The sequence below is a fragment of the Myroides pelagicus genome, from assembly GCF_009711055.1.
GTDB classification, from domain to species: Bacteria; Bacteroidota; Bacteroidia; order Flavobacteriales; family Flavobacteriaceae; genus Flavobacterium; species Flavobacterium pelagicum.
The window spans coordinates 32,782-53,985 of the sequence record NZ_WMJY01000020.1 but is presented as its reverse complement, the minus strand read 5'-3'; the positions used below and the strand labels follow the sequence as shown (position 1 = coordinate 53,985).

Annotated in this window: 23 protein-coding genes, 7 tRNA genes and 1 pseudogene; 22 read left to right on the top strand and 9 right to left on the bottom strand. The window is 33.2% G+C overall.

The annotated features are described in order from the left end of the window. Positions 1–43: 43 nt before the first annotated feature. Positions 44–1,288, bottom strand: coding sequence for a peptidase T (gene pepT / locus GJV77_RS09835; protein ID WP_155036184.1), 1,245 nt, complete (start codon positions 1,286–1,288; stop codon positions 44–46). A gap of 193 nt (positions 1,289–1,481) precedes the next feature. On the opposite strand from pepT, the gene GJV77_RS09830 reads away from it, so the two are divergent. From GJV77_RS09830 to GJV77_RS09820, 3 genes are all read left to right on the top strand, one after another. Next, positions 1,482–2,294 carry an alpha/beta hydrolase gene (locus tag GJV77_RS09830; RefSeq protein WP_155036183.1) on the top strand — a complete coding sequence of 271 codons (813 nt, stop codon included), beginning with the start codon at positions 1,482–1,484 and terminating at the stop codon, positions 2,292–2,294. 116 nt (positions 2,295–2,410) lie between these two features. Next, positions 2,411–2,956, top strand: coding sequence for a pseudouridine synthase (locus tag GJV77_RS09825; RefSeq protein ID WP_155036182.1), 546 nt, complete (start codon positions 2,411–2,413; stop codon positions 2,954–2,956). Between the two features lie 9 nt (positions 2,957–2,965). After that, positions 2,966–3,967, top strand: coding sequence for a cation diffusion facilitator family transporter (locus GJV77_RS09820; protein WP_155036181.1), 1,002 nt, complete (start codon positions 2,966–2,968; stop codon positions 3,965–3,967). Here GJV77_RS09820 and GJV77_RS09815 read toward each other — a convergent pair. Further along, the gene (locus GJV77_RS09815; protein ID WP_155036180.1) at positions 3,951–4,739 is read right to left on the bottom strand and encodes an ABC transporter ATP-binding protein; all 789 of its coding nucleotides are present in this window, start codon (positions 4,737–4,739) and stop codon (positions 3,951–3,953) included. The genes GJV77_RS09820 and GJV77_RS09815 overlap by 17 nt on opposite strands. 157 nt (positions 4,740–4,896) lie before the next feature. Here GJV77_RS09815 and GJV77_RS09810 point away from each other — a divergent pair, with 157 nt between their 5' ends. Continuing rightward, positions 4,897–5,748: a transketolase gene (locus GJV77_RS09810; protein ID WP_155036179.1), complete on the top strand. Its 852-nt coding sequence runs from the start codon at positions 4,897–4,899 to the stop codon at positions 5,746–5,748. A gap of 21 nt (positions 5,749–5,769) precedes the next feature. Next, a complete protein-coding gene (locus GJV77_RS09805) occupies positions 5,770–6,723 on the top strand; it encodes a transketolase family protein (protein WP_155036178.1) in 954 nt (317 codons plus the stop codon). A gap of 993 nt (positions 6,724–7,716) precedes the next feature. Here the strand turns inward: GJV77_RS09805 and GJV77_RS09800 are convergent. Next, the gene (locus tag GJV77_RS09800; protein WP_155036177.1) at positions 7,717–8,862 is read right to left on the bottom strand and encodes a hypothetical protein; all 1,146 of its coding nucleotides are present in this window, start codon (positions 8,860–8,862) and stop codon (positions 7,717–7,719) included. 81 nt (positions 8,863–8,943) lie between these two features. Here GJV77_RS09800 and GJV77_RS09795 point away from each other — a divergent pair, with 81 nt between their 5' ends. The 3 genes from GJV77_RS09795 to GJV77_RS09785 are packed head-to-tail and all read left to right on the top strand — an operon-like array spanning position 8,944 to position 10,400. Then, positions 8,944–9,330, top strand: coding sequence for an RNA-binding S4 domain-containing protein (locus GJV77_RS09795; protein ID WP_155036176.1), 387 nt, complete (start codon positions 8,944–8,946; stop codon positions 9,328–9,330). Beyond that, positions 9,320–9,901: a methyltransferase domain-containing protein gene (locus GJV77_RS09790; RefSeq protein ID WP_155036175.1), complete on the top strand. Its 582-nt coding sequence runs from the start codon at positions 9,320–9,322 to the stop codon at positions 9,899–9,901. The genes GJV77_RS09795 and GJV77_RS09790 overlap by 11 nt, the downstream gene beginning before the upstream one ends. 1 nt (position 9,902) lies before the next feature. Further along, entirely contained in the window at positions 9,903–10,400 is a 498-nt protein-coding gene (locus GJV77_RS09785; protein WP_155036174.1) for a phosphoribosyltransferase family protein, read from the top strand. A 9-nt stretch (positions 10,401–10,409) separates the two neighbouring features. Here GJV77_RS09785 and GJV77_RS09780 read toward each other — a convergent pair whose 3' ends face one another. Continuing rightward, the gene (locus GJV77_RS09780) at positions 10,410–10,925 is read right to left on the bottom strand and encodes a shikimate kinase (protein WP_155036173.1); all 516 of its coding nucleotides are present in this window, start codon (positions 10,923–10,925) and stop codon (positions 10,410–10,412) included. 129 nt (positions 10,926–11,054) lie between these two features. On the opposite strand from GJV77_RS09780, the gene GJV77_RS09775 reads away from it, so the two are divergent. The 7 genes from GJV77_RS09775 to GJV77_RS09745 all read left to right on the top strand — a co-directional run bounded on the left by GJV77_RS09775 (position 11,055) and on the right by GJV77_RS09745 (position 12,390). Next, a tRNA-Lys gene (locus GJV77_RS09775) sits at positions 11,055–11,127 on the top strand. 29 nt (positions 11,128–11,156) lie between these two features. Then, a tRNA-Lys gene (locus tag GJV77_RS09770) sits at positions 11,157–11,229 on the top strand. Positions 11,230–11,285: 56 nt separating this feature from the next. After that, a tRNA-Lys gene (locus GJV77_RS09765) sits at positions 11,286–11,358 on the top strand. Between the two features lie 56 nt (positions 11,359–11,414). After that, positions 11,415–11,487, top strand: a tRNA-Lys gene (locus GJV77_RS09760). A 33-nt stretch (positions 11,488–11,520) separates the two neighbouring features. Next, positions 11,521–11,593 (top strand) — tRNA-Lys (locus GJV77_RS09755). 92 nt (positions 11,594–11,685) lie between these two features. After that, positions 11,686–11,767, top strand: a tRNA-Leu gene (locus tag GJV77_RS09750). A 269-nt stretch (positions 11,768–12,036) separates the two neighbouring features. Next, complete coding sequence (locus GJV77_RS09745) at positions 12,037–12,390, top strand: ISAon1 family transposase N-terminal region protein (RefSeq protein ID WP_160339156.1); 354 nt, start codon at positions 12,037–12,039, stop codon at positions 12,388–12,390. A gap of 167 nt (positions 12,391–12,557) precedes the next feature. Here GJV77_RS09745 and GJV77_RS09740 read toward each other — a convergent pair whose 3' ends face one another. After that, positions 12,558–13,034, bottom strand: coding sequence for a hypothetical protein (locus tag GJV77_RS09740; protein ID WP_155036172.1), 477 nt, complete (start codon positions 13,032–13,034; stop codon positions 12,558–12,560). Between the two features lie 105 nt (positions 13,035–13,139). On the opposite strand from GJV77_RS09740, the gene GJV77_RS15075 reads away from it, so the two are divergent. Continuing rightward, complete coding sequence (locus tag GJV77_RS15075; protein ID WP_155036171.1) at positions 13,140–13,364, top strand: transposase; 225 nt, start codon at positions 13,140–13,142, stop codon at positions 13,362–13,364. 200 nt (positions 13,365–13,564) lie between these two features. Next, a pseudogene (locus GJV77_RS09730) lies at positions 13,565–13,915 on the top strand (transposase); the annotation flags it as partial. A 154-nt stretch (positions 13,916–14,069) separates the two neighbouring features. Here GJV77_RS09730 and GJV77_RS09725 read toward each other — a convergent pair. Beyond that, positions 14,070–14,999, bottom strand: coding sequence for an IS110 family transposase (locus tag GJV77_RS09725; protein ID WP_377087301.1), 930 nt, complete (start codon positions 14,997–14,999; stop codon positions 14,070–14,072). Between the two features lie 378 nt (positions 15,000–15,377). Next, positions 15,378–15,584, bottom strand: a complete 207-nt coding sequence (locus GJV77_RS09720) for a hypothetical protein (RefSeq protein WP_155036170.1) — start codon at positions 15,582–15,584, stop codon at positions 15,378–15,380. A gap of 232 nt (positions 15,585–15,816) precedes the next feature. Here GJV77_RS09720 and tnpA point away from each other — a divergent pair, with 232 nt between their 5' ends. Next, positions 15,817–16,230, top strand: coding sequence for an IS200/IS605 family transposase (tnpA, locus tag GJV77_RS09715; protein ID WP_162521602.1), 414 nt, complete (start codon positions 15,817–15,819; stop codon positions 16,228–16,230). A gap of 574 nt (positions 16,231–16,804) precedes the next feature. Further along, positions 16,805–16,877: transfer RNA gene (locus GJV77_RS09710), tRNA-Lys, on the top strand. 33 nt (positions 16,878–16,910) lie between these two features. Here the strand turns inward: GJV77_RS09710 and GJV77_RS09705 are convergent. Continuing rightward, on the bottom strand, positions 16,911–17,429 hold the full coding sequence (locus GJV77_RS09705) for a DUF4252 domain-containing protein (RefSeq protein ID WP_155036169.1): 519 nt from the start codon (positions 17,427–17,429) through the stop codon (positions 16,911–16,913). An 8-nt stretch (positions 17,430–17,437) separates the two neighbouring features. Further along, entirely contained in the window at positions 17,438–17,650 is a 213-nt protein-coding gene (locus GJV77_RS09700) for a hypothetical protein (protein ID WP_155036168.1), read from the bottom strand. 150 nt (positions 17,651–17,800) lie between these two features. On the opposite strand from GJV77_RS09700, the gene GJV77_RS09695 reads away from it, so the two are divergent. The 3 genes from GJV77_RS09695 (at position 17,801) to tgt (ending at position 21,190) form a co-directional block, all read left to right on the top strand. Beyond that, complete coding sequence (locus GJV77_RS09695; RefSeq protein ID WP_155036167.1) at positions 17,801–18,955, top strand: ABC transporter substrate-binding protein; 1,155 nt, start codon at positions 17,801–17,803, stop codon at positions 18,953–18,955. Between the two features lie 5 nt (positions 18,956–18,960). Then, positions 18,961–19,977: a FecCD family ABC transporter permease gene (locus GJV77_RS09690; RefSeq protein WP_155036166.1), complete on the top strand. Its 1,017-nt coding sequence runs from the start codon at positions 18,961–18,963 to the stop codon at positions 19,975–19,977. 82 nt (positions 19,978–20,059) lie between these two features. Next, positions 20,060–21,190, top strand: coding sequence for a tRNA guanosine(34) transglycosylase Tgt (gene tgt / locus GJV77_RS09685; RefSeq protein WP_155036165.1), 1,131 nt, complete (start codon positions 20,060–20,062; stop codon positions 21,188–21,190). Positions 21,191–21,204: the final 14 nt, after the last annotated feature.

The window sequence follows — 21,204 nt, the reverse complement described above, 5'->3', positions numbered from 1 at the left end:
TAACTAATTGGGGCTTTTATATTTTGAATAGTGAGACTATTCGTTATTGTTTTTTAGAAGCTGTAAGTTCAGCAATTTTTACAATTACTTGCATTGCTTTAACCATACTTTCTACTGGTACATATTCATATTTACCATGGAAGTTATGTCCTCCTGCAAATATATTTGGACAAGGTAGTCCCATATAAGATAGTTGTGAACCATCTGTACCACCACGTATAGCTTTGATTAATGGTTTAATGTCTAATGCTTTCATTGCTTCTTCAGCAACGTCTACTATATGCATTACAGGCTCAACCTTCTCTCTCATATTGAAATATTGGTCACCAATTTCACAATTAACGATTGGTCCACCAAATTTCTTGTTATACTTCTTGTTTATTTTTTTTGCAAGTTTAGCAACTTGTTTTTTGCGCTTTTCGTATTTTTTTAAGTTGTGATCGCGAATAATTAATTCTACAACTGATTCTTCAATACTACCTGTTACGTGATTTACATGGAAGAAACCTTCATATCCAGTTGTTCTTTCTGGTACTTCGTCTTTAGGTAAATACTTGATAAATTTGTTTGCTAATAAGATTGAATTTATCATTTTTCCTTTAGCATATCCTGGGTGAACACTTTTTCCTGAGAAAGTTAATTTAGCATATCCAGCATTGAAGTTTTCATATTCTAATTCTCCAATTTGACTTCCATCCATTGTATATGCCCATTCAGCACCGAATTTTTCAACGTCAAATAAGTGTGCTCCTCTACCAATCTCTTCATCTGGTGTAAAACCTATACGGATCTTACCGTGTTTGATTTCGGGATGTTGAATTAGGTATTCCATGGCAGATACAATCTCTGTAACACCTGCTTTGTCATCAGCTCCTAATAGTGTAGTACCATCAGTAGTGATTAAAGTTTGACCTTTATATTGAAGTAAATCTTTGAAATATGAAGGTGATAGTACGATATTTTGTTCTTTATTTAATACGATATCTCCTCCATCGTAGTTTTCTACGATTTGTGGTTTTACATTAGCTCCTGTGAAGTCTGGTGATGTATCGAAGTGAGCAATAAAACCGATAGTCGGTACTTCGTGCTCTACATTACTAGGTAGTGTAGCCATGATATAAGCATTATCGTCAATGGTTACATCTTCTAAGCCTATTTGTTTTAGTTCTTCTACTAATTGGTTAGCCAAGTCCCATTGTTTTTCAGTACTTGGGCATGTGTTTGAAGAAGCATCAGATTCAGTGTCAACAGTTACATAACTGATGAAACGATCAATGATATGTTGCATAATGTGTTATTTTTAATAGTAAACAAAAATAAGCATTTATTTATGTAGTCCTTAGTTTTAAACTAGTTTTATTGCTATTAAACTTTGTTTGTCTCTTTTTTGTTTGTTGTTCTATGTTTTAGTGAATGTATTGAATATTACGGAAAATACTATGTTTATTTTTATCTTTGGATTAGAGTAAAAGTTTAAACGTATGAGAATTTGTCTAGTATTTTTATTTTGTGTTTTTTCAATTCATTTATATGCTGTTGAACCTATTAAAAAATATATTGATCATCCAGGTAATTCTTCATTTAAGTTTGAAGCCTTAGAGATTAAAACAAAAGATGATTTTGCACTGAAAACTTGGATTACATTTCCTACTACTGAGAATGATTTGCACCGTACCCTGATTTTAGCCTATGGTGATAGTGGTAATATGTCTTATTATGTACGACAGGTTTTAGAAGTAGTTAATCAAGGATACACTGTAGTGATGTTTGATTATCGTGGCTTTGGTGAAAGTCAAGCTTTTGAAGTTTCGAAAGACACCCTGTATTATGATGCTTTTACTACAGACCTTCAAGCTGTTTTAGACTATACTAAAAAGCGTTTTGATACACCAATAGGTATTTGGGCATTATCTATGGGGACTATTTACGCGGTAGAGCTTTATTCTATGGATACGTACGATTATTTGATTGCAGAAGGGTTTGTGTCAAATCCTAAGAAGGTTGTAGAAGTAGTAAAAGAACATTTGAATAGAGATTTACTTATCCCTGATAGTGTGGATAAATATGAGTTGGCGTTGAGTAAACTAACTCTTCCTGTTTTGTTTTTTGCAGGGGATCGCGATGGGTTAACTTCACCAGAAGCTAGTTATCGTGCTAAATATCTTAATGAAAAGAATGAGGTTGTTCTATTTAAAGGTGGTCATTTACAAGGTTTTCAAGCACTATCTGATGAGTACCATGGGCAAAGGTATATTGAGGCGATCAACGCTTTTTACGTTTCTGTTTTTCCATAATTAAAAAATTATAATTGTTTTCTAATGTTTAGCATATGTGTAATGTCTACTTTTGTGCTAGTTAAATTTTAAAGAATAGTCATTTGCAAAATCAACATACTATACATCGCCATTTTATGCTGTATAAGCCTCATGGATTTATAAGTCAATTTATTTATGAGAAAAAGAGAACTAAGCGAAAATTAGGTGAGTTGTATGACTTTCCAGAAGGTACTATGGCTATAGGTCGTTTAGATGAACAATCTGAAGGATTACTTTTATTGACAACTGATGGTATGAAAAGTGAATTAGTCAGAGGGGCAAAATATGAAAAAGAATACTACGCACAAGTTGATGGTTTAATTACACCTGAAGCTGTTGTACAGTTGTGCAATGGGGTAGAGATTGGAGTGAAAGGAGAGAAGTATACGACTAAGTCTTGTGAAGCTGATACTTTGTCTGTTTTGCCAAGTTGGGTAGGTGAGGGAAGAAGAGTGAGAGATGAAAGACATGGTCCGACGAGTTGGGTTAGAATTGTATTGACAGAAGGAAAATTTAGACAGGTACGCAAGATGACAGCAGCAGTAGGTTTTCCTACCTTGCGCTTGGTTAGAGTGCGTATTGGAGCTTATTCTTTACAAGGAATGCAGGTTGGAGAAGTAATAGAATTAGAATCGTTATAACAATCAAATATGAATACTAAAGCTAGAGAAAACTTTCAATTTCAAAAAGTTGTTGCAATAGTTGGTGTATTGCTATTTATAATCAAGGTTGTTGCCTGGAGCATGACTCACTCGGTGGCTATATTGACTGATGCTTTAGAAAGTGTTATTAATGTAGTTAGTGGTTTTGTAGGGCTGTATAGCCTTTATCTATCCTCTTTACCTCGCGATAGAAACCATCCTTATGGACATGGAAAAGTAGAGTTTATTTCAGCTACAATTGAAGGTGGATTGATTATTATGGCGGGCATCGTTATTATTTTTGAAGCTATAAAGAATTTTGTTCACCCAGAAACTGTAGGTAAATTAGATTACGGAATTTTATTAGTTGCTTTTACTGCTATCGTCAATTATATTTTGGGGTGGTATGCTGTGAAACAAGGAAGAACAAATAACTCACTCGCTTTGGTTGCTAGTGGAAAGCACTTACAGTCAGATACATATTCTACTATTGGGATTATCATAGGCCTTATATTAATGTATTTTACAGGCTATCAGTGGTTAGATGGGGCAGTAGCTCTTCTTTTTGCACTTATTATTATCGTGACTGGATATAAAATTGTCCGTGGAGCTATCTCTGGAATAATGGATGAAACAGACGAATTATTGCTAGAGGAGGTTGTCGGTTTTCTTCAAGAATACCGTCAAGATAATTGGATTGACTTACACAATTTGCGTATTATTAAGTATGGGAGTGTTTTACATTTTGATTGCCATATGACTATTCCATGGTATTTTAATATTGTAGAAGGCCATAAGGAAGTTGAAATATTAGAAAAAGGGTTTAGTGATAGATTTGGAGATGACTTAGAGTTATTTGTTCACATGGACGACTGTAAACCTTTTTCGTGTAAAATATGCGCAAAGAGTGACTGTCCTTTTCGCAATGATCCATTTGAAAAACAAGTTGTTTGGACAATGGATAATATCGTAAAAAATAAGCGTCATACGAGTATTACTCCTTCAGAATAAATCGCATTTGTTCTTCACAGAATTGTATAGAACTATCTGAAAAGAAGTTGTCGAAAACCTTGCTTTTGATCGCTTCTTTTGTTTTTCCTTGAAAGGAAAAACTTTTCTTTAGTACTATCACTTGGTCACTAAGTTGTAAAGCTAGATTGATGTCATGGCTGGAAAGTAGTATAGTCTTTTTTTCTTCATTAGCTAGTTTTTTTAGGATGCGATATAATGCAACTTTATGATGAAAATCTAAATGACTTGCCGGCTCATCTAATATGATAATAGGTGTGTTTTGAGCGATAGCTCTAGCAATTAATACACGTTGTAATTGTCCATCGCTTAATTGGTTTATCTGTTTGTTTTGTAACTCTTCTAATGTGCAATAGCTAATAGCTTTATTGATCCAATATTCATCTTCAACAGTGAGAGTAGTTCGCCACCCTAAAAATGGAGTTCTTCCGATGCGTATTAAATCATAAACACTTAGTGAAAAAGCCGTAAGCTGCTCTGTAAGTACGACGCTGATTAGCTTTGCTAGTTCTGTTTTGTTGTATGTATTAAGAGTTTTTCCAAAGATGTTTATTTCTCCTTCAAGAGAGGGAAATTCTCCTGTTAAGGTACGCAAGAGGGTTGTTTTTCCAATTCCATTAATTCCCAATAAACTGATTAATTGTCCTTGAGATAGACTGAGGTTGATATTCTCTAATATTTTGAGTACCCCATTTTTGTGTTTGTAACCGATGGTTAAGTTTTTTGTACTAAGTGATATAAGTGGAGTATTCATTTGATTAGTAGCTTTTGATTCTTACAAACTTACATCATTTTGATTAATACAATGCTATAAAAGTTAAACCTGCATTTTAATTAAGGCGGGCATAAAAGGTAGTAAAACGACAAATTAGTACTATATTTGTATAGCAATAATTTATATTATTAAAGTAATGAAACCAAACACACAACAATTAACAGAGTTAACTACACAAGTAAGAAGAGATATTCTTAGAATGGTACACGCTGTAAGCTCAGGACACCCAGGAGGATCTCTAGGATGTGCAGAGTTTTTAGTGACTTTATACCAAAAATTAATGGACAGAAAAGAGGAGTTCAAAATGGACGGAAAGGATGAGGATTTATTCTTTTTATCAAATGGACATATCTCACCTGTTTTTTATAGTGTATTAGCTCGCAGTGGGTATTTTCCAGTGAGTGAGTTAGCAACTTTTAGAAAAATAAATACGCGTTTACAAGGACACCCTTGTACACATGACAAATTACCTGGAGTACGTATGGCTTCTGGTTCTTTAGGACAAGGATTATCTGTTGCTACAGGTGCTGCTCAAGCAAAAAAATTGAATAATGATAACCACCTTGTTTATGTGTTAATGGGAGATGGTGAGTTACAAGAAGGTCAAAATTGGGAGGCTATGATGTATGCTTCTGCTAAGAAAGTGGATAACCTAATTGCTACAGTTGACCTTAATGGTAAACAAATTGATGGACCAACAGAAGATGTATTGAACTTAGGATCTGTAAAAGCTAAATTCGAAGCATTTGATTGGGAAGTAGTAGAAGTGTTGAAAGGTAATGATATTGATTCAATTATTGCTGGATACGAAGAAGCGAAAGCGAAAGCAGGAAAGGGTAAACCTGTTTGTGTATTATTACATACAGAAATGGGGAATGGTGTTGACTTCATGATGGGGACACATGCTTGGCATGGTAAAGCACCAAGTGATGCTCAATTAGAAGAAGCTTTAAAACAAAACCCAGAAACATCTTTTGGAGATTATTAATCCACACAAATTGAAATCAAAATGAAAAAATATATAAATACTGGAAGTAAAGATACACGTTCAGGTTTTGGAGCAGGACTTACAGAGCTAGGACAAAAGAACGAAAATGTAGTGGCATTATGTGCTGACCTGATTGGTTCACTTAAGATGGATGATTTCAAAAAGAATCACCCAGATCGCTTTTTCCAAGTAGGTATTGCTGAGGCGAATATGATTGGATTAGCAGCAGGTATGACTATTGGTGGAAAGATCCCTTTTACAGGTACTTTCGCTAACTTTTCTACAGGACGTGTTTATGATCAGATTCGTCAGTCAGTAGCTTATTCAGAGAAAAATGTGAAAATTTGTGCTTCACATGCTGGATTGACTTTAGGAGAAGATGGTGCTACTCACCAAATCCTAGAAGATATCGGATTAATGAAGATGTTGCCTAATATGACAGTTATCAACACTTGTGATTATAATCAAACTAAAGCGGCTACTTTAGCAATTGCTGAACATGATGGTCCTGTTTATTTAAGATTTGGACGTCCAGTAGTGCCTAACTTTATGCCAGCTGACGAAAAGTTTGAAATCGGTAAAGCGGTTTTATTAAACGAAGGAACTGATGTAACTATTGTTGCTACAGGACACTTAGTGTGGGAAGCTTTACTTGCTGCAGAAGAACTTGAGGCAAAAGGGGTTTCTGCTGAAGTAATCAATATTCATACAATCAAGCCACTAGATGAAGAGGCTATTTTAAAATCAGTTGCAAAAACGGGTTGTATCGTGACTGCAGAAGAGCATAACTTCCTAGGTGGTTTAGGAGAAAGTGTTTCTAGAGTATTAACTTTAAATAACCCATTGCCACAAGAATTTGTTGCGGTACAAGATACTTTTGGTGAATCAGGTACTCCAGAACAATTAATGGAAAAATATGGTTTAAATGCTGCTGCTATTATTGAGAAGGCTCAAAAGGCGATTAATAGAAAATAAGCTATTTTAGCTATCATATAATACTAAAAGGTAACTCAAGCTGAGTTACCTTTTTTTATGTGGTTTTATTTTAAAGTTTTAGATTGTGTAGTAGTCAAATGAATTGTCTAGTTCTCTATAGTGGTTCAGGTAATTGTTTTTTTTATCAGCAAGCTAAAGTAGTTATATCTGTTTTTATAAAATTTTATGTATAACTTAGGTGGTAGCTTATAAGGTGTTTAATGAACTTTAAACCATTTTAATACAAGTGTTGACTTGATATTTGTGAGGTGTTGGAAATAAAGCATACAGGATGTTAAGTATCCTTAATAGCTTTTAAGGTTGTAAGTGTGTCAAACTTAAAAGGTAATTGCTCAAAATAGGTTCTTATTGTAGTAATAAATCAAATTATTCTACAGATACTTGTTAGTGGACGATTTTTGTTTTTTGACTGTGGCTGAGTTCTATCTGTATGCGAAGACACACTTATTTGTACGATTAAATGTAAAGGCCTTGGAATTCGACTAAGACTATTCTTGCTATTTATAGGAGAGTGTTGACTATTTAATATTGGGTTGCAAAAACTACGTTAGTTATCTATCCTTTTTAGGAAGGCAGATTTACTGTTATAGCTATATTGAAAAATAGCATTACGTACTGTTGGATTGTAATTAACTCTCTGAGAATTTTTTTTAAAAAATTAAGTAGTCTGTACCATCTTGTTTTTTAGCCTTTTACCACTTATGGAGATCCTAAAAAAGAAGTATTTGTTGCCAAGCTTCTGCTATAATTGCAGAATACGTGCAGTTTGCTAGCCCAGAAGAGGGTTCTTGGCAAGTAAAGTGCACCCATTCCGCACGTATAGGTCAAGAAAGAGTGGATAAAAGATATGTTTAAGGTGGTTGTTAGTCTAGTCGTTTAAATATGAATTGCATAAAAAAAGACTGTCTATTACTTTAGACAGTCTTTTTTATATTGTGTTTATTTGTTTTAGGTGATACAAATAAATTCTTATTACGGTTTTTTATTCTTCCAAACCCATTCACCATCTTCCATGTATGGACGACACGTTTTATCTAAATAGTTTGGAGTATCTGTACAGATCTTTAGTCTTTCATCATCATATTGGTAGTATTTCACTATTCCGTTTTCTTTGTATTGAAGTTCAAGATAAGTAGGAACACCGTCATCATCATCATCAATGTTTAAGAAGTTAGGTGTTTTTTCAAAACCACTTGTTGAATAACCGAAGTAATCTTCCATTGTTAGTTCTGTACCTATTTTGCTAGGATCTACCTCATACTTAGAAGGAATTCCATCTAAGTCATGATCTCTGTCTAAACTATTGTATAGTGTAATATCTACAATGGCTGGTTGATAGCCTTTTAATTTTGTTCCTACAGGGTTGTTAAAGGTATATAATCCAGAAGGTATGATAGCAATTAATCTACCAGGTGTACCTTGTGTTTGGATACTTCCATCAGCTCCAATACTTACTCCTTCTGCTGTTTTAATAAGTGATAAAACTTGTCTCTCCCCAGAGGTTAATTGCGCAGGACGAGCTACTGTTTTACCAGTTACTAGATTTCTACCATTAAATTCATGGATAGTCAGAGGAAATGAGTAATACTCTGGTTTGTATGGATTTGTTACGACTTCATTATCCAAGTTATGTACCTTACTTTTTACATATACTGAGTCGATGGGCATTGCTTTTTTACCAGTTCCCTCATTGATGATGAAGTAGTGAATAGTATATTCTTTAACGTCATCTTCTACAGGGGTATATTCAAGACGTGTAACTGCATCTTTCCACATACCAGTCATTGGATCAATAGTCTTTGTAGCAATTGATTTAATAGCATATAAATCATTCTTGAAAGTAACTGATTTAAGCCTAGTGTCTTTATCTAAAGTAGGTTCACCGTCATAGATCCCATTAGTAATACTGTCAAATTTGATTTCTCCAGTAGTTGGGTTTTCATATATGTAGTTATTCTTTAAGTACTTTGCTATAGAATCAGTATTCTCTGTATAAACCTCAGTACGATCTCTTAATGGAACTACTGTTCCGCCTGTATTTGCGTTATCATCACTTTTACAGTTTGCAAAAAATAAACTTAGTGATAGAATACTTAGACCGGCAAAAATTCTCTTCATTTTTTTGACTTATTTTAGTAGTGCAAGATACAATTTTACTTTATTTTTGTATACTTTGTTATTAAAAATTAATATTTAATTATGCGTATTGACAAGTATTTATGGTGCATTAGGTATTACAAAACTAGAAATATAGCTACCGAGGCTTGTAAAAAAGGACATATCACTGTCAACGGGCAAGTAGCAAAACCTTCTAGAGAGGTCTTTGCTACAGATAAGATAACGTTGCGCAAGGATCAAATCGTATATCAATTAACTGTTTTGGATATTCCGCAAAATCGAGTAGGTGCAAAACTAGTGGATATTTATAGGCGTGATACAACTCCTGAGGAGTCATTTGAACACCTAGAAATGTTGAAGTTAGCAAAGAGTCATTACAGAGCTTATGGTACAGGACGCCCTAGTAAGAAAGACTTGCGTGATATCAATGAGTTTTTAGATTTAGAAAATGAAGAAGATGAAGATTAAGTCATATTGGGAAAGCCGTTATTTGGAACAAAGCGACCACTGGAACGCTAAAGGGATAACGACACCAATAAAGGATTACATAGATCAGTTGTCTAATAAGGATTTGGAAATACTAATTCCAGGGCTAGGTCACGGTCATGAGTTGTTGTATCTCCACGAACATGGTTTTTCTAATATCAATGGATTAGATTTAACGGATTTGGCTGTACAACAGACAGTCGAACATTTTCCTCAATTTCCTGTAGAGAAAGTTATTCTTTCTGATTTTTTTTCCCACGAAGGGCAATATGACCTAATTTTGGAGCAGACTTTTTTTTGTTCCTTACCACTAGATTTAAGGGAGAAGTATGTGATGAAAATGAGGGACTTGCTAAAGCCTCAAGGTAAATTAGTTGGGGTACTATTTGATTGTATCTTTGCTGGAGATGAACCTCCATTTGGTGGTAGTTTATCAGCATACAAGGATTTATTTGATCAAGAAGGATTAAGTATTCAGGTAATGGAACGTGCTTATAATTCAATTAAACCTAGAGAAAATAGAGAAGTATTTATTATTATAGAAAAACAATAACATGACTAAAAATATTATTTTAACTAAAGAACAGATTAGTTTCAAAACGAAGCGTATAGCTTATCAAGTTTATGAGACATATGTAGATGAGAAGGAAATTGTCATAGCGGGAATAGCTAATAGCGGTTACGTATTTGCGCAAAAGATAGCGAAAGAATTAGAAGCTATTTCTGACATAAAAGTTATCTTGTGCAAAGTAAGTATCGATAAGCAAAATCCTATAAGTGCAATTGAAACTTCTCTAACAACAGAAGAGTATAAAGGGAAAGCAATACTATTAGTAGACGATGTATTGAACTCAGGAGCTACACTAATCTACGGAGTAAAACATTTCTTAGATGTACCTTTGAAAAAGCTTAAAACAGCTGTTCTTGTGGATAGAAACCACAAAAACTATCCTGTTAAAGCTGATTTCAAAGGATTGTCTCTTTCTACCTCTTTATTAGAGCATATTCAAGTTGTCTTTGATGGCGATGAGGAATATGCTTATTTAAGCTAGTGTGTCGACTTATAACATTGTTTTAATCTGTTCGACGATATCGGAAACAGACTTGTTGTCTATAGTGACAATATGTTTTGCTTGGTGATAGAAGTAACTGCGATCAAAAAGATGTTTAGCAATAAAAGTTTCAAGGGAATCTTCTGAATTCTGATTAAGAATAGGACGGTTCCCTTTTTCATTGGTCAAACGCTGTGTTAAGGTAGCAATAGATCCTTTTAAGTAGAACGAAGTTATTTCTTCATGTAAAAGCACTTCGTGATTATTAGCATAACAAGGTGTGCCGCCACCAAGACTTAAAATAAAGTTTGTTTTATTATTTACAATGCTATGTAAAGCTTTGTGTTCTGCTTTTCGAAAATAGATTTCACCTTTCGATTTAAATATTTCGGTAATACTTGTTCCTTCTTGTTTTTCGATAAAGTCGTCTAAATCGATAAAATCTAGCATTAACTCAGAAGCGAGTTTTTTCCCGATAGTTGATTTTCCTGAGCCCATATAGCCAACAAGGATAATTTTTTTCATAAAAATAATGGATTGTTATATAGTAAGTTAGGGATTTGAATGAAAATAAAGACAAAAATAAAACAAATATGTCATGGTTTTTTAAAAAATCGTCCTATATTTGCACCCGCAATTAGGAATTGAAATAGCGACTCGATAGCTCAGTTGGTAGAGCACAACACTTTTAATGTTGGGGTCCTGGGTTCGAGCCCCAGTCGGGTCACAATTTTTTATTTCGTTCATTATCGCAATGACTCGATAGCTCAGTTGGTAGAGCACAACACTTTTAATGTTGGGGTCCTGGGTTCGAGCCCCAGTCGGGTCACAAGATTAGCCTTGATAAGAGGCGGCACATAAAATATCATTTTCAGAGAAGTAATAGACTCGATAGCTCAGTTGGTAGAGCACAACACTTTTAATGTTGGGGTCCTGGGTTCGAGCCCCAGTCGGGTCACAGTTTTTGTCTTAATAATAGGCAGTACATAAAATATCATTTTCAGAGAAGTAATAGACTCGATAGCTCAGTTGGTAGAGCACAACACTTTTAATGTTGGGGTCCTGGGTTCGAGCCCCAGTCGGGTCACGAAAAATAAAAAATCTATTTCTTGAAAATGAAGACTCGATAGCTCAGTTGGTAGAGCACAACACTTTTAATGTTGGGGTCCTGGGTTCGAGCCCCAGTCGGGTCACAATTTCATCTGTATAAATAGGTGAAGTCAATTAGATTTTATAAGCTACCTTGACTCTTTTATTTATATAAAAGAAGGTTGTATAGAATTACGGCCATGTGGAGGAATTGGTAGACTCGCCATCTTGAGGGGGTGGTGTCGAAAGACGTATGGGTTCGAATCCCATTGTGGTCACATAGTTGCTTTATAACTACTTAATTATAAAAGTTTTATGTTTAATTAAGTTCGTTTTTGTCCGACTATTGTCCCTAAAACAATACTATTATTTAGATATAAAGTTAATGAAAAACATATAAAAAACAAAAAGGCACTTAATTTACTAAGTGCCTTTTTTTATTGCTTTACAATTAGTTTTAAGTCTAATTTAAGGGCTTTTAAAGGATCAATCTCAAAATTGTGTGTGAATTAAAAACTACAGATCTTTGTAATGATAAATAATAACTGTGGAAAACTATATTGAGTTTGTAAAAATGATTTTACCTGAGTTTTTAGTAGAACATTTTGATTTAGTAAAAACGATAAAACAAGGTGAAACAATGCACCTATATTTTGAAGAATTTAATAGAGTCCCGGATGAAGCAAAAGACCGTATTCTTATAGGTCATGGATTTCATAATGAAACCACAATACAAGATTTTCCTCTACGAGGAAATAGTGTTTATCTTCATGTCAAGCGTCGTCGTTGGTTAGATAAAACTACTCGCGAATTAGTACAGAGAGATTGGAATCTAGTAGCAAAAGGCACTCGTTTAACTGATGAGTTTGCCTCTTTTTTAAAAGAAATTAATAGATACTAAGGCAAGTGATTGCCATACAATAGGAAGTTTCTTTAATATTGATGGTAAAAAGCTACAACGCCAATACAAAGATTCACTAAGTGATTTTCAAGCTTGGAAACAGGAGATGACACAGTTTAAGTTACACTCCCAAGTAAAACAAAAAAGCCCCGATTAAGGGGCTTTAATTAGTCATATACCACACTTGAATTATATGTCGCTTTATAATATTGATTGTTTATTTTTATATACAATTTAGAGAAACCTATATTCTGTGCATCAAGTTTTTTTAGTGCTAAATACCATTCTCCTCCATCTGGAGATTTAAAAAAGTATTCTAATGTTTTAAAAATATGGTCTTCAAATTCTTTTAAATTAAATTTTCTATTAGAATCAATATCTTTTGGTAATGTTTCTAATTTTTCTAATTCACTAAATGAGATGTAATAATCATTGAATTCTGGTGTCTTAAAGTATTGTAAATCTCCATTTATAATGTTTTCTAGCTCAAAATTTTGATAAAAACCTTCTTTTGGTTGATCTAGATCAATGAATGTGTAATCATAAATAATGAATTTATAATCATCTATATTAGGTCTTTCCTGGGCAAATAGTATAAATGAGTTTAGAATTAGAAATAGAGTGATAAAAAATTTGTTTTTCATAATTATTTACAGTTATATCTTGTTCCTTTATTATAAGCACTTGTTTGATTTCGGGTTATTTTTCTTTTTTCTTATTTTTTTATTTTGTTAATATTAAGTAAATATATGTTTTTTATTTTAAGTTGTTTAGCTTATGAAATGTTTTTGTTACTGAAAAACAGAATTAAGAAAACACAGTTTGAAGAAGCTAAAAAATGGCAAATCAGCACAATAAGAACTAATCTTTTAAAAATAGGGGCTACAATAAAGGTAACTATAAAACGCATCTTTTATCAATTATCAAGTGCATTTGTCAATCAGGAACTATTTCGAGAGGTTATCTCACAGTAAGCTTTTAAAAGAAATTTTAAAGGCCATGGATACGTGTGTCTTGTTGTCAAAAAAGTGCCTTTTCATAAGAATTTGGTGCATAAAATGAATCAGATTACTCATAAAAACACCTTTTTAAATTTAGATTCTATGAAAAATAGAACACCAAAAATACTTTGGTCTAAAAAACAGCTGAACTACGATAGGGATGAATAATGCAGGTTAATCAAGAAGGGAAAAAAGAGTTACTTGGTGTTTATCTAGCAGAAACAGAAGGTGCTAAGTTCTGGCTACATGTTTTAACTGAGTTAAAAAGTCGTGGGGTTCAAGATATTATTGTAGCTTGTGTAGATGGCTTAAAAGGCTTTCCAGAAGCCATTCAAGCTGTATTTCCAAGAACACAAGTACAGCTGTGTATTGTACATCAAATAAGAACTAGTTTGCGATTTGTACCTCATAAAGATAAGAAGGCAGTTGCAGCAGATCTTAAACCTATTTATACAGCTATAAATGAAGAACAAGGTTATAATAACCTTTTAGAATTTGAAGAAAAATGGGCGGCAAAGTATCCTTTGGCTGCTAAAGGATTACTATGATAAAACCAAATAATAAATTAATAACTTTCAGCGTCATTTTGTGCTAATAATTCAAAAATAAGGCCAATAGGTGTCCTGAGGTAAATGATAATAAACCTCTTTTTTATTGAAAATTTGGAGCACTATATTACTATGCTGCTACTTCATACCTTTTATTATTACGGACACAAGAGCATATGCGGTGAATTAGCTTATTCCTAACGTTATTTAAAACAAGCATTTTATGTTTTCCTTCTTCAACCTTTTTCTCATAATATGTCTTTATTTCCGGATCATACCTTATACTAGATAATGCACATAAATGCAATAATTTTTTAAGCTTTTTATTAGCCATAAAATGAACTTTTGCCTTGCCTCTTATGCTTTTTCCTGAAGTATATTCAAAAGGAACTACCCCACAATAGGAAGCTAATTCTCTTGGCGAATCAAACGAGGTAAACGAATCAGTATAGCAAAGTAAAAATAGCGCGGTAATACTTCCAACCCCTTTGACAGAGGTTATACAATTATATACTTGTGAAATCTCTGAATCTTGCTTTACAAGTTCTTCTAATTGCTTATCTATATCCTCGATCGTCTTTTTGACGGCTTTAGCAGCATTTTTTTTGCTCTTGGATAGCAGATTATAAACGGGATCGTTATATCCTTTTAATTCTTGGATATTTACTTGTACAGCAGTTTTATAAGAAACATTTAATTCTCGTAGATTTAATAATCCTTTTATCTTGTCTAAAACCTCTTTGGAACATTTAAACAACTTGACTTCTTCTTGATTTTTTTTAGCATATTGAGCTATTCTTGCGGAATCTACTTTGTCATTCTTACCCCTTTGTATACCACTACTTCTAATTATTCGATAGGCCATTTCGACCCATAGGTTACACTGATTTGAGGTTAATACATCAACTAAAATGTTTTTATATAAACCTGTATGCTCCATACAGATTAAAGTAGTTTCAATTGGACAATGTTCACCCTTTATCCACTTTAAAAACATTTTCACCCCTTTCTTTGTATTACAAAATTGATTGTGGCTAAACTCATTGTTTTCTACTAAAATTGATGCATCAAAATACTCTTTTGAGATATCTATCCCAATAAACTTTTGTAAATTTGTCCATAATGATAATTATTTAAAACAACCTAACACTAAAGTGCTATCTAAACCTTGATACTAGACCCGAACGTCTTAATTACTAGTCTGATACTTTTTAGTGAAATCAACAAAGTCCTAGTCGAGCACTAAGCCTTTAATATAGCTTTGGGCGGATAATGGTTCACTTTGTTGATTAGGTTTGTTAATACTATTCTTTAAAGTTATCAATTTTACATTTAGCAAATCTAAAGGATTATGTATGTTTAAAATGTAAATAAAAAAAGAGTTATTCTAAAATAACTCTTTTGCCGCTTTGTAGTAGTCCTAATTATAATAAGACAATTACTTTTGTTCTTCAGTTTGATCTATCTTATCTTGTTTGTTTAGAGGCGTTGAAGCTTCTTCTGGTTTGTCCTGGTCCTTAATCTTAGGAGATCCACCTAAAAACATAAATAGCGCTAGTACTAATCCTACACATACTAATGCGAAAATGATAATCATAAATGTACCATTGTTAAAGTTGTAGAGAGGTAAGTTTTGTAAAATCATAACTTCGTATTTTTTGTTATTTTAACACTAAAGTAGTTGTTTTTTTTAATATTTAAACTGATAATTGTCATATAAATGTGCGAGTGTATTCGCTGATAGTGCCTTCTTGGCGCTTTAGATTGTTGTAGTGACTAGTGGTGTTTATTTAAGTATAGAAAACCACCGCCTTTGGCGGTGGTGATGTTTTATAGGCTATGCCTTTTATAGGTTTGTACTATAAAACATTTAAACAGTGAGTAAATATAGAAAATTAACGCATGTGTATTACAAATGTGATTATCACATAGTTTTTACACCAAAGTATCGTTTTCAAATTTTGGAAGGTATGGTAAAGAGTTTGATTGAATATGATATTCAATTGATTAGTAACTGTAAAGGTGTTCAAATTCAAGAAATGAATATTCAGAAAGACCATATTTATTTAGTATGTTCCATTCCTCCGAAAGTATTTATCAGTGAATTTATGGGTATTCTCAAGGGTAAATTAGCCATAAAACTCTTTAAAACATATCCAACATTAAAACAGAAACCATATTGGGGTAATCATTTTTGGTCTCGAGGGTATTTTGTTAGTACAGTAGGATTGGATGAAGATATGATAAAACGATATGTTAAGTATCAAGAACATAATGATAATCAATCATAATGCCCCTTTGGGGCTAATCTAAAAAACAAAGCCACCATTTTTAATGGTGGTTTTTTACTAAGTTAGATGGGTATTTGATAAAAGAAGTGTTATTAGAAAAGTGTTTGGCTGTATCGGGTTTTATACTAAAAGAGGGTGTGCTTGAATGGCTCAACTGAATAAAGAATTTGTGATTCGATATTTTTGGGAGGTAATAATTTTTAGTAGCTATAACTTTGTAGGCTTACTAAAAAGTAGATGTTCTGCTTAGGTGTTTTTTGTTTTAGAATATTGGAAAATAGGTAGTTGGTAGTTTGATTCTTATTAAGTTTAGTTGTAGATGTAAAGTATTGTATTTTGGAGAAGGTAAACTTAGTTTTTGATAGTTAAGCAATAGTTTATGCAAGTATAGTAGATTTGAATTATGATCGTTTTTTTTGTAAATAGTAATTTTTTTATTTTATAAGTGATTGTTTATTAGATTGTTGTTTTTTAAAGGAGAAAAAATGAAAAAAATGTATTCAAAAAGATTTGCTTCGCTTATAAAAAGATTTACCTTTGCAGAGCATTTGATAAGTATTACATATTTATTAGCGACTCGATAGCTCAGTTGGTAGAGCACAACACTTTTAATGTTGGGGTCCTGGGTTCGAGCCCCAGTCGGGTCACAAAAAAACATCCTATATAGGATGTTTTTTTATTTAGAACGAGTTGTTAATTGGTAAATTCATTTTATTTGTCAGGGCTGAAATTTCGTTGATGCTAAACCCTCCCTTTAGGTACATTATACTGGTTTCCCCTTTAGCATTATCTTGGTTGTATAAAACCAGTTCACTAACATTTGTTGCAGTACCATTTTTGTTGATGTAGATTTCAATAAATACATTGTCTTTATTGTTTGTAGCGTATTGTTTTAACTCTTTTTGAGAGACGAAGCTATTTACTGCAGACTTCATTTTTTCTTTACTAGCATTATTCTTTGTGCTGAATACACGTAGGTCATCTAGTTTTGAGATAAGGTTAAAATAGGCTTTGTCTTCTTTGCTTGATTGGTCAACTTTGACGCTGCTCATCATTTCAAACATTTTTTTATTGACGATTACATTATTTACTTGTTTGTCTTTTTCAAACTCTTTGAAAGCTTCTTGTGCGACAAGATTGATGGGGATAAATAGTGTTAATAGTAAAGCAAATAAAGTTTGATTTAAAAGGTGTTTCATAATCTTAATTATTTCGTTTTTTGCTTGTTTTCTACTGTGGTATTCAGTGTTTTTGACAAGTTACTTAATATGTTTTTACACTCTGTGAAGGCTACATCTGGATTAGAGAATGTACCGTAAGAGGTGTTTATTTGTGAATCCTTAGTTTTTTCTTTGCATCCTTGTAATAGGAAGATCGTAAATAGAATAGAAAGGATAGAAAAGCTTTTTGTCTTAATCATAGTTGGCAATTTTTGTGCAATTATAAATAAAAGTAAGAAGTTTTTCATTAAAAAGGTGTTTTTTGAGAGAAGAAAGTTTTTGTATGTATATTGTTTTAGGCAATAAAAGAAATAATTTTACATTTGTGAATATAACCCTAATATATAATTATGAGAAGAAGTACTTTGTTGTTTATTCACCTATTGGTTGTTATATTAAGTTTTACTGCATGTAAGCAGAAAGTAGATAATACATCTATATTATCAGAGCAAATAATAGATGGAAGTTCATCAATCACATATGCAAAAGGGTTGAAAATTCAATACTTTGAGGATTACTCAGTAGTCGATATTACTCAGCCTTGGGCTGGTAGTTCTAAGAGTTATCGCTATGTGTTGCACAAGAAAGGGAGTGATATTCCAGAATCTTTAGAAAGAGAGGTTCGTATAGCGGTTCCGGTTGATAATATTATCGTTACATCTACCACTCATATACCATCAATACAGTTATTAGGTGAAGAGCAAAGTTTAGTAGGTTTTCCTGGGTTAGATTATATTTCTACACCTAGTGTACGGGAATTAATTACAGAGGGAAAAATAGTAGAATTAGGATCAAACGAAAATATGAATTTCGAAAAGGTAGTAGACTTATCACCTTCAGTAGTTGTTGCTTTTGCAATGGATCAAAACAACAAAAGTCTTCAAGCAATAGAGCGTACGGGTATACCTGTATTATATAACGGAGATTGGGTAGAGCAGACACCTTTAGGAAAGGCGGAATGGATTAAGTTGTTTGGTGCGTTATATGATAAAAGAGAGCAAGCTGAACGAATGTTTACTGAAATAGAACAATCGTACGAAGAGTCTTTAAAGTTAGTTAAAAATGTATTGAATACTCCTACTGTATTAAGTGGTGCAATGTATCAGGATGTTTGGTATATGCCACAAGGCGATAGTTGGGCGGCAGTATATTTTAGCGATGCTGTATCAGATTATCTATGGAAAGAAACAGTAGGAACAGGTAGTTTAGCGTTGAGTTTTGAATCTGTTTTTTCTCATGCAGAGCAAGCAGACTTCTGGATTAACCCAGGTGCTTTTGAATCACTAAATGAGATGAAAAAAGCTAATCCCCACTATGCCAACTTTAAAGCGTTTAAAGAGAAACGTGTTTATTCCTTCTCTTTGACAAAAGGAGCTAGTGGAGGAACTGTTTTTTATGAGTTGGGACCTACTAGACCAGATATTGTATTGAAAGATTTAATTGCTATTTTTCACCCAGAGTTGTTGCCTAACTATGAAACTGTTTTTTACAAGCAACTACAATAAGAGCAATGAAGGAAAGAGTCATTTTATCATGTTTAGTATTAACTGTGTTGGTTATTTTTATTGCAAATATATCAACAGGCTCTATATCGATACCTTTTACTAAGGTTATCGCAATATTGTCAGGTAATGAAGATGTGAAAAATGCTTGGAGATATATTGTTTTAGATTATCGATTACCCAAAGCTATAGTTGCTATACTAGTTGGTGTAGCTTTGTCTATAAGTGGTCTATTGATGCAGACATTGTTTCGCAATCCGATGGCAGAATCTTATGTGTTAGGGATTAGTTCAGGAGCAGGGTTAGGGGTCGCTTGTTTGATTTTAGGTTCGTCTTTTTTACCAATAGGTTTACGTTTTTTGCTTACCTCAAGTTATGCAATTGCAGTGGTATCCATATTGGGGAGTTTTTTCTTGTTGCTATTGATATTAATGGTTTCCACTAAGGTGAAAAGTACAACGACATTGCTTATTGTAGGGATAATGTTTGGAAGTTTTGCTAATGCAGCAGTTAGTATATTAACCTTTTTTGGAAGTGCAGAAGAGATAAAGAAGTTTATTTTTTGGTCAATGGGCAGTTTAGGGAATTTAACCATGGAAGTAATAGGTCTATTTACAGTTATAGTAATTGTTGGTTTATTCGGAGCTTTGTATTTAGCGAGAGAATTAGATGCTTTATTACTAGGAGATAATTATGCATCTTCTATGGGGGTAGACGTGAAGCGTACGCGAAATCAAATAGTATTGGTGACAGCACTATTAGCTGGAGTGTCTACTGCATTTGTAGGACCAATAGCTTTTATAGGTTTAGCAGTTCCACATATGACTCGATTGTTGTTTGGTATCAATCAGCACAGTAAATTGATTGTTTATTCGGCTATATTAGGAAGTGGATTGATGTTAATATGTGATTTATTGACTCAGTTGAATGGAGATCAATATTTATTGCCTATCAATGCAATAACATCGATGTTTGGGGCACCAATTGTGGTGTGGTTATTATTGAAAAATAAAGCGTATTTGTAATTAGTAAACAAAGATAAAAATAAATTAAAAATGTAAGGCTTAGTTGGTTTTACATTATCTTTGCCAGTTGTAAATAATTAATATGAAGTTCGATTTATTACAGACAGATGCACAGTCTCGTGCACGTGCAGGAAAAATAACGTTAGATCATGGTGTTATTGAAACGCCAATCTTTATGCCAGTAGGAACTGTAGCTACAGTAAAGGGAGTACATCAACGCGAATTAAAAGAAGAGATCAATCCAGATATTATCTTAGGGAATACATATCATTTGTATTTACGTCCTAAGATGGAAATATTAAAAGCAGCTGGAGGTCTACATAAGTTCATGAATTGGGATAGAAATATCTTAACAGATAGTGGAGGTTTTCAGGTATATTCGTTATCTAGCAATAGAAAGATTAAAGAAGAAGGAGTGAAGTTTAAGTCACATATAGACGGATCATATCACTTTTTCTCACCAGAAAGTGTGATGGAAATACAGCGTACAATTGGAGCTGATATTATCATGGCTTTTGATGAGTGTACACCTTATCCTTGTGATTATAGATACGCTAAACGTTCTATGCACAGAACCCATAGATGGTTGGATCGATGTGTTGATCACTTGGCAAAAGTGCCAGAAATGTACGGATATTCCCAAACGTTGTTTCCCATTGTACAAGGAAGTACATTCAAAGATTTACGTGAGCAATCAGCAGAATATATTGCAAATGTAGGAGCAGCTGGGAATGCTATCGGAGGCTTGTCAGTAGGTGAACCTGCAGAAGAAATGTATGCAATGACAGAGCTTGTATGTGGTATATTGCCGACAGAGAAGCCACGTTATTTAATGGGAGTAGGAACGCCAATTAATATTTTAGAAAATATTGCTTTAGGGGTTGATATGTTTGACTGTGTAATGCCAACGCGAAATGCTCGTAATGGAATGTTGTTTACAGCAAATGGCTCAATTAATATTAAAAATAAAAAGTGGGAAGCTGATTTTTCACCTATTGATGAAAATGGATATACTTGGGTGGATACGACTTATACAAAAGCGTATTTACGTCATTTATTTGCAGCTAATGAATCATTAGGAAAGCAGATTGCTAGTATTCATAATCTTGGATTCTACTTGTGGTTAGTACGTGAAGCACGTAGACAAATTCTTGCTGGAACTTTCACTGAATGGAAGAACAAAATGGTAAAACAAATGGATCAACGTTTGTAATCTAATTTTTATAA

What these genes read in the sequence shown, in the direction of transcription:
- pepT (WP_155036184.1), bottom strand. Translation starts at nt 1,288, where the DNA reads ATGCAACATATCATTGATCGTTTCATCAGTTATGTAACTGTTGACACT.
- GJV77_RS09830 (WP_155036183.1), top strand. Translation starts at nt 1,482, where the DNA reads ATGAGAATTTGTCTAGTATTTTTATTTTGTGTTTTTTCAATTCATTTA.
- GJV77_RS09825 (WP_155036182.1), top strand. Translation starts at nt 2,411, where the DNA reads ATGCTGTATAAGCCTCATGGATTTATAAGTCAATTTATTTATGAGAAA.
- GJV77_RS09820 (WP_155036181.1), top strand. Translation starts at nt 2,966, where the DNA reads ATGAATACTAAAGCTAGAGAAAACTTTCAATTTCAAAAAGTTGTTGCA.
- GJV77_RS09815 (WP_155036180.1), bottom strand. Translation starts at nt 4,739, where the DNA reads ATGAATACTCCACTTATATCACTTAGTACAAAAAACTTAACCATCGGT.
- GJV77_RS09810 (WP_155036179.1), top strand. Translation starts at nt 4,897, where the DNA reads ATGAAACCAAACACACAACAATTAACAGAGTTAACTACACAAGTAAGA.
- GJV77_RS09805 (WP_155036178.1), top strand. Translation starts at nt 5,770, where the DNA reads ATGAAAAAATATATAAATACTGGAAGTAAAGATACACGTTCAGGTTTT.
- GJV77_RS09800 (WP_155036177.1), bottom strand. Translation starts at nt 8,862, where the DNA reads ATGAAGAGAATTTTTGCCGGTCTAAGTATTCTATCACTAAGTTTATTT.
- GJV77_RS09795 (WP_155036176.1), top strand. Translation starts at nt 8,944, where the DNA reads ATGCGTATTGACAAGTATTTATGGTGCATTAGGTATTACAAAACTAGA.
- GJV77_RS09790 (WP_155036175.1), top strand. Translation starts at nt 9,320, where the DNA reads ATGAAGATTAAGTCATATTGGGAAAGCCGTTATTTGGAACAAAGCGAC.
- GJV77_RS09785 (WP_155036174.1), top strand. Translation starts at nt 9,903, where the DNA reads ATGACTAAAAATATTATTTTAACTAAAGAACAGATTAGTTTCAAAACG.
- GJV77_RS09780 (WP_155036173.1), bottom strand. Translation starts at nt 10,925, where the DNA reads ATGAAAAAAATTATCCTTGTTGGCTATATGGGCTCAGGAAAATCAACT.
- GJV77_RS09740 (WP_155036172.1), bottom strand. Translation starts at nt 13,034, where the DNA reads ATGAAAAACAAATTTTTTATCACTCTATTTCTAATTCTAAACTCATTT.
- GJV77_RS15075 (WP_155036171.1), top strand. Translation starts at nt 13,140, where the DNA reads ATGTTTTTTATTTTAAGTTGTTTAGCTTATGAAATGTTTTTGTTACTG.
- GJV77_RS09720 (WP_155036170.1), bottom strand. Translation starts at nt 15,584, where the DNA reads ATGATTTTACAAAACTTACCTCTCTACAACTTTAACAATGGTACATTT.
- GJV77_RS09705 (WP_155036169.1), bottom strand. Translation starts at nt 17,429, where the DNA reads ATGAAACACCTTTTAAATCAAACTTTATTTGCTTTACTATTAACACTA.
- GJV77_RS09700 (WP_155036168.1), bottom strand. Translation starts at nt 17,650, where the DNA reads ATGATTAAGACAAAAAGCTTTTCTATCCTTTCTATTCTATTTACGATC.
- GJV77_RS09695 (WP_155036167.1), top strand. Translation starts at nt 17,801, where the DNA reads ATGAGAAGAAGTACTTTGTTGTTTATTCACCTATTGGTTGTTATATTA.
- GJV77_RS09690 (WP_155036166.1), top strand. Translation starts at nt 18,961, where the DNA reads ATGAAGGAAAGAGTCATTTTATCATGTTTAGTATTAACTGTGTTGGTT.
- tgt (WP_155036165.1), top strand. Translation starts at nt 20,060, where the DNA reads ATGAAGTTCGATTTATTACAGACAGATGCACAGTCTCGTGCACGTGCA.